The sequence below is a fragment of the Roseateles sp. P5_B10 genome, assembly GCF_056400485.1.
Genome location: NZ_JBFULE010000434.1, coordinates 1 through 4,488, shown reverse-complemented (window position 1 = coordinate 4,488; position 4,488 = coordinate 1). Strand labels below are relative to the sequence as shown.

6 protein-coding genes are annotated in these 4,488 nt (G+C 70.1%); all 6 read left to right on the top strand.

Translation table 11 applies throughout. The annotated features are described in order from the left end of the window. On the top strand, positions 1 to 256 hold a 256-nt coding region (locus AC1DU6_RS21250), incomplete at its 5' end, for a hypothetical protein (RefSeq protein ID WP_477859407.1). A 76-nt stretch (positions 257 to 332) separates the two neighbouring features. Then, on the top strand, positions 333 to 1,010 hold the full coding sequence (locus AC1DU6_RS21245; protein WP_056202249.1) for a hypothetical protein: 678 nt from the start codon (positions 333 to 335) through the stop codon (positions 1,008 to 1,010). Next, positions 1,007 to 1,720 carry a hypothetical protein gene (locus tag AC1DU6_RS21240; protein WP_457322774.1) on the top strand — a complete coding sequence of 238 codons (714 nt, stop codon included), beginning with the start codon at positions 1,007 to 1,009 and terminating at the stop codon, positions 1,718 to 1,720. Before AC1DU6_RS21245 ends, AC1DU6_RS21240 begins: the two co-directional genes overlap by 4 nt. Continuing rightward, on the top strand, positions 1,717 to 2,112 hold the full coding sequence (locus tag AC1DU6_RS21235) for a hypothetical protein (protein WP_477859404.1): 396 nt from the start codon (positions 1,717 to 1,719) through the stop codon (positions 2,110 to 2,112). Before AC1DU6_RS21240 ends, AC1DU6_RS21235 begins: the two co-directional genes overlap by 4 nt. Continuing rightward, positions 2,109 to 3,902, top strand: coding sequence for a secretin N-terminal domain-containing protein (locus tag AC1DU6_RS21230; protein ID WP_477859402.1), 1,794 nt, complete (start codon positions 2,109 to 2,111; stop codon positions 3,900 to 3,902). The genes AC1DU6_RS21235 and AC1DU6_RS21230 overlap by 4 nt, the downstream gene beginning before the upstream one ends. Positions 3,903 to 4,088: 186 nt before the next feature. Further along, positions 4,089 to 4,488: hypothetical protein (locus AC1DU6_RS21225; protein WP_477859400.1), on the top strand; the 400-nt coding region annotated here is incomplete at its 3' end.

Below are 4,488 nucleotides of genomic sequence, written 5' to 3'. Positions count from 1 at the left end.
GCAACGCTCCATCGACGTCTGGGAGCGCAGCTGGCCCGAGCTGCCACTGGCGCGGCTGTACGTCATCACGGCCGAGCACGGCGCCGAGGTTGCGACGCTGATCCAGCGCGAACTCGGCCAACGCACCGTGGCCCTGAATCCGCTGGCCGCCTTCGCGCCCGACGCGCCGGCCCCCGAGGGCGACGCAGCCCAGGCCCTGGGCGCCTGCCTGCCGCTGCTGGGCGCCGCCTTGCGCACCGAGACTCGAAAGTTGTGATGCCCCCTCGTTCACTTCGTTCACTGCCCCCCAAGGGGGCGCCAGTGCCCTTCGGGCGGCCGGGCGGGCACTGCTGATGGCCCAGCAAATCAACCTGCTCACGCCGATCCTGCTGGCACCCAAGCGCTATTTCTCGGCGCTGACGCTGGTGCAGGCCACGGGCCTGCTGTGCCTCGCGGGCCTGGCTGCGGCGCTGTGGCTGCAGCAGCGTGACCGCAGCGCCGAAGCCCAGCATCAGGTCGTTCTCGCGCAATACGCGACGGAGCGCCAGCAGTTGACCGTGGCCCGCGCCAACCTGCCCGCGCCACTGGATGCCGCCACGGTGCAGCAGCAACTGCTGCCACTGGCGGCCGGCAACGCTGATCGCCGTGCGCTGCTGCAGGTGCTGGGCGCCGACGCAGCCGGGCAGCGCCATTCCGACCTGCTCGCACTGATCGCGCGCACCCTGCCCGAACCGGCCTGGCTCAGCGAGTTGCGCTACACGCCGGGCCGAGTCGAACTCGTCGGCGGCACGCTGGACACCGCCATGCTGAGGCCCTGGCTGGCCAGGCTCGCGGTCCATCCGCTGTTAGCCGGTCAACAGCTGTCGGCCCTGCGCGTCGAGCGCCTGGGGGCACCTGGCACCGAGACGGGCGGCAACCCGCTGCTGTCGCGTGACAGCCCGCTCGTCAGCACCGGCCTGCCGGTCTGGGCCTTTCGCGTGGTCAGCGCGCCAGCCCATGCGGCCAGCGCCGCAACCGGAGGCGCACGATGAAGGCGCAGACGACGATCGATCTCGCGCTGCTGCGGCGCCGCCTCGCGCCCTTGCTGCAGCGCTGGGAACGCCAGGCCAAGCGCATCGATGCGCTCAGCCTGCGTGAGCGCGCCATCCTGTTCCTCAGCATCGTGGCCGTGCTGGCCCTGCTGTTCGACTCCTTTGTGCTCGCGCCGCAGTCCGCCCGCGCCAAGCTGCGCAGCAACGCTCAGGCGCAGCAGGCCGCCGAGATCAGCAAGCTGCGCGAGCAGTTCATCAGCGCCAGCGGCAGCGGCGGCACGCCGGCCGAGCAATTGCAAGTCCAGCTCGAAAGCGCCCGTAACGAGCGCCAGCGCCTGGACAGCGAATTGCGCCAGGCCAGCACCGTCAACCCCGCCGAAGGGCTGTCGGCCCTGCTGCAGCGTGTGCTGGCCCAGCAGCCGGGCCTGGTACTGGAACGACTGACGCTGCTGGACGACACGCCCGTCAGCCTGCCGTCTGCATCGGCATCGGCAGCAGGCAACGCGCTGCCGCCGAGCATGCCGGGCATGAGCTGGCAGGGTGTCGAGCTGCAGCTGCAAGGCAGCTACCGCGACACCCAGCACTATGTGCAGGCCCTGGAACGCGAACTGCCGGCGTTGCGTTGGGGCGAGATGCGCCTGAGCAGCGGCGGCCCCAACGAGGTGCCGCGCCTGCTGGCCCGGATCTATCTGCTGAAGGTGCAGCCATGAGAGCGGCATTCATCGCCCTGCTGTTCGCTGCGCCGCTGGCCCAGGCCGCCGACGAACCCAGCCGCGACCCCACGGCCTGGCCACCCGCGCTGCGCAGCGCCATGGCGGCCTCGGCCGCACCGGCCGCGTCTGCCGTTGCGCCGGCCGACAACGCCGTCCGCCAGGTCGTCTTTGCGGGAGGCCGCGCGTATGTCGTACAGCGCGGCCGCCGCTATGGCGTGGGCGAACAAATCGAAGGCGCACGCATCGAGCGCATCACCGAACAGRCCGTTTGGCTGCGCGAGGCCGGCCAGGTCCGGCGCGAGCCGCTGTATGGCGGCGTCGAGAAGCGCCCGCCTCCGGAGGCGGCCCGGGCTGCATCCGGCGTGAAGAAATCCAAGGAGAAGCCATGAAGGCCCCCGTCCATCGACTCCTGCTGGCCAGCTCAGCCGCTGCGCTGCTGGCAGCAGGACTGTCAGGTTGTGCCGACAAGCCGCTGCGCGTGGCCCAGCCCAGCCAGGCCCTGCGCGAGGAGCTGCAGGCCCAGCGAGCCGCCCCCGCCGCCTCTGGCGTGCCCGCACCGGTCGTGGTGGCGACGCCCGTACCGCCGCCCGCCCCCGCGCTGCCGCCCGAGCCACGCTTCGACCTCATCGTCAATGGCGCGCCGGCCCGCGATGTCTTCCTGTCCCTGGTCAGCGACACGCGCTACAGCATGCTCGTGCATCCCAGCGTGACGGGCCAGCTGTCGGTCACCCTCAAGGGCGTCACGGTGCGCGAATCGCTGGACGCCATCCGCGATGTCTACGGCTTCGACTATTCCATCGACGGCCGCCGCATCACCGTCTTTCCGCCCACGCTGCAGACCCGCGTCTTCACGATCAACGCGCTGGCTCACCAGCGCAGCGGCCGCAGCGAGGTTCGCGTCAGCTCGGGCGCCGCGCCGGCCAGCAGCCAGAACGGCGCCGCCGGTGCAAGCGGCAACACTGGCAGCGCCACCGGCGGCAGCACGACCACGGTCCAGCAGCAGGAGAGCAGCCAGCTCAGCACCAAGGTGTCGAGCGATTTCTGGGGCGAGACCAACAACGCGCTGAAGGCCCTGGTCGGCAGCGGCGAGGGCCGCGCCGTCATCACCAGCCCGCAGACCGGCACGGTCGCCGTGCGCGCCATGCCAGAGGAGCTGCGTCACGTCGAGGCCTGGCTGAAGGCGACGCGCATCGCCGTCGAGCGCCAGGTCATGCTGGAGGCCAAGATCGTCGAGGTCGAGCTGCGCGAGGGCTACCAGAGCGGCATCGACTGGTCGCGCATCGGCGAACGCAGCGCCATCGGCCAGACCAGCGTCAACCCTTCCATCCCTAGCGGCGTCAGCAGCATCATCAATCCGCTGGTCAGCAACACACGCGGCTTTCCCACGCTGTCCAGCGGCACGCAAAGCCCGGCCTGGCCCGACCTCATCCCCCTGCCCTCGGCCGGAGGCGGCACGCTCGGCCTGGCGCTGGCGCGCGGCGGCTTCCAGGCGCTGCTGGCCTTCGTCGAAAGCCATGGCGACACGCAGATCCTGTCCAGCCCGCGCATCGCGACGCTGAACAACCAGAAGGCCGTGCTCAAGGTCGGCACCGACGACTACTTCATCACCGGCATCAGTGGCAGCAACAGCGGCACCAATACCGGCACCAACGGCACGAACGGCACCACCAACCAGATCCCGACGCTGACGCTGACGCCTTTCTTCAGCGGCATCGCGCTGGACGTGACGCCGCAGATCGACGCGGCCGACATGATCACCCTGCACATCCACCCCTCGGTCTCCAACGTGACCGAGAAGATCAAGCAGGTCGATCTCGGCTCGGTCGGCAACTTCCGCCTGCCGCTGGCCAGCGCCAGCGTCAACGAGAGCGACACCGTGGTGCGCATCCCCGACGGCCACATCGTCGCCATCGGCGGCCTGATGCAGATGGAAGCCACGCGCCGCGGCTCGGGCGTGCCGGGTGCCGACAGCAACCCGCTGACGTCCATGCTGTTCGGCAATCGCGCCAACAACGGCCGCAAGCGCGAGCTCGTCGTCCTCATCAAGCCCAGCATCATCCGCAGCGCGGAGGACTGGGAGCAGCACAACCGCCTGGTCAGCGAGTCCCTGGACGACACCGAAGGCCGCACGCGGCGCGTGATCCGGGTGGATGGCGCGGCGGCGGCGCCGCAAAAGTAAGCGGTGGCGGGAAAAGTGGCCGGGTCCGCATCCGTGCCCATTCGCACAGCGTGGACGGTCGCAGCCGTCGCGGCCGTCGCACTAGCGCTGGCCGYCGGCAGCTGGCTACTGAACCGATCGGCCGAGGCGCCCACCTCACTGCCGCCTTCACTGCCAGCCCCGACCTCGGCAACGCTCCAGGGAACGTTGCTGCGGCCGGTCATCGACGCGAAGGCCGATGCCGCTACCCAGCCGGCGAGCGCGGCCATGCCGGCTGCGCTTCCCCCGTCCCTGCGCACGCCGGCCTCATCGACACCCGATGAACTGCGCACGGTGCAGCTTGCGTTGGAAGAGGGCGCGACGCCAGCGCAGGCGCGCAAAGCAGCCGACGTGCTCGAGCGATGCGAGCATGCGACCCAGACAATCGAATTCGCGTACAGCGTACGCGACCAGGGCGGCCCGCTGCGGCAAGTGTTCGAGAAGACTCCTGGCTTCAACATGGACCAATGGATCAAGGAGAAGCAGGACTTGCAGCGACGCTGCCAGTTCTTCGACACGGCCACCCTGGCGCGCAGGGGCGAGTTTCTCAAGCGAGCCTACGAGGGAG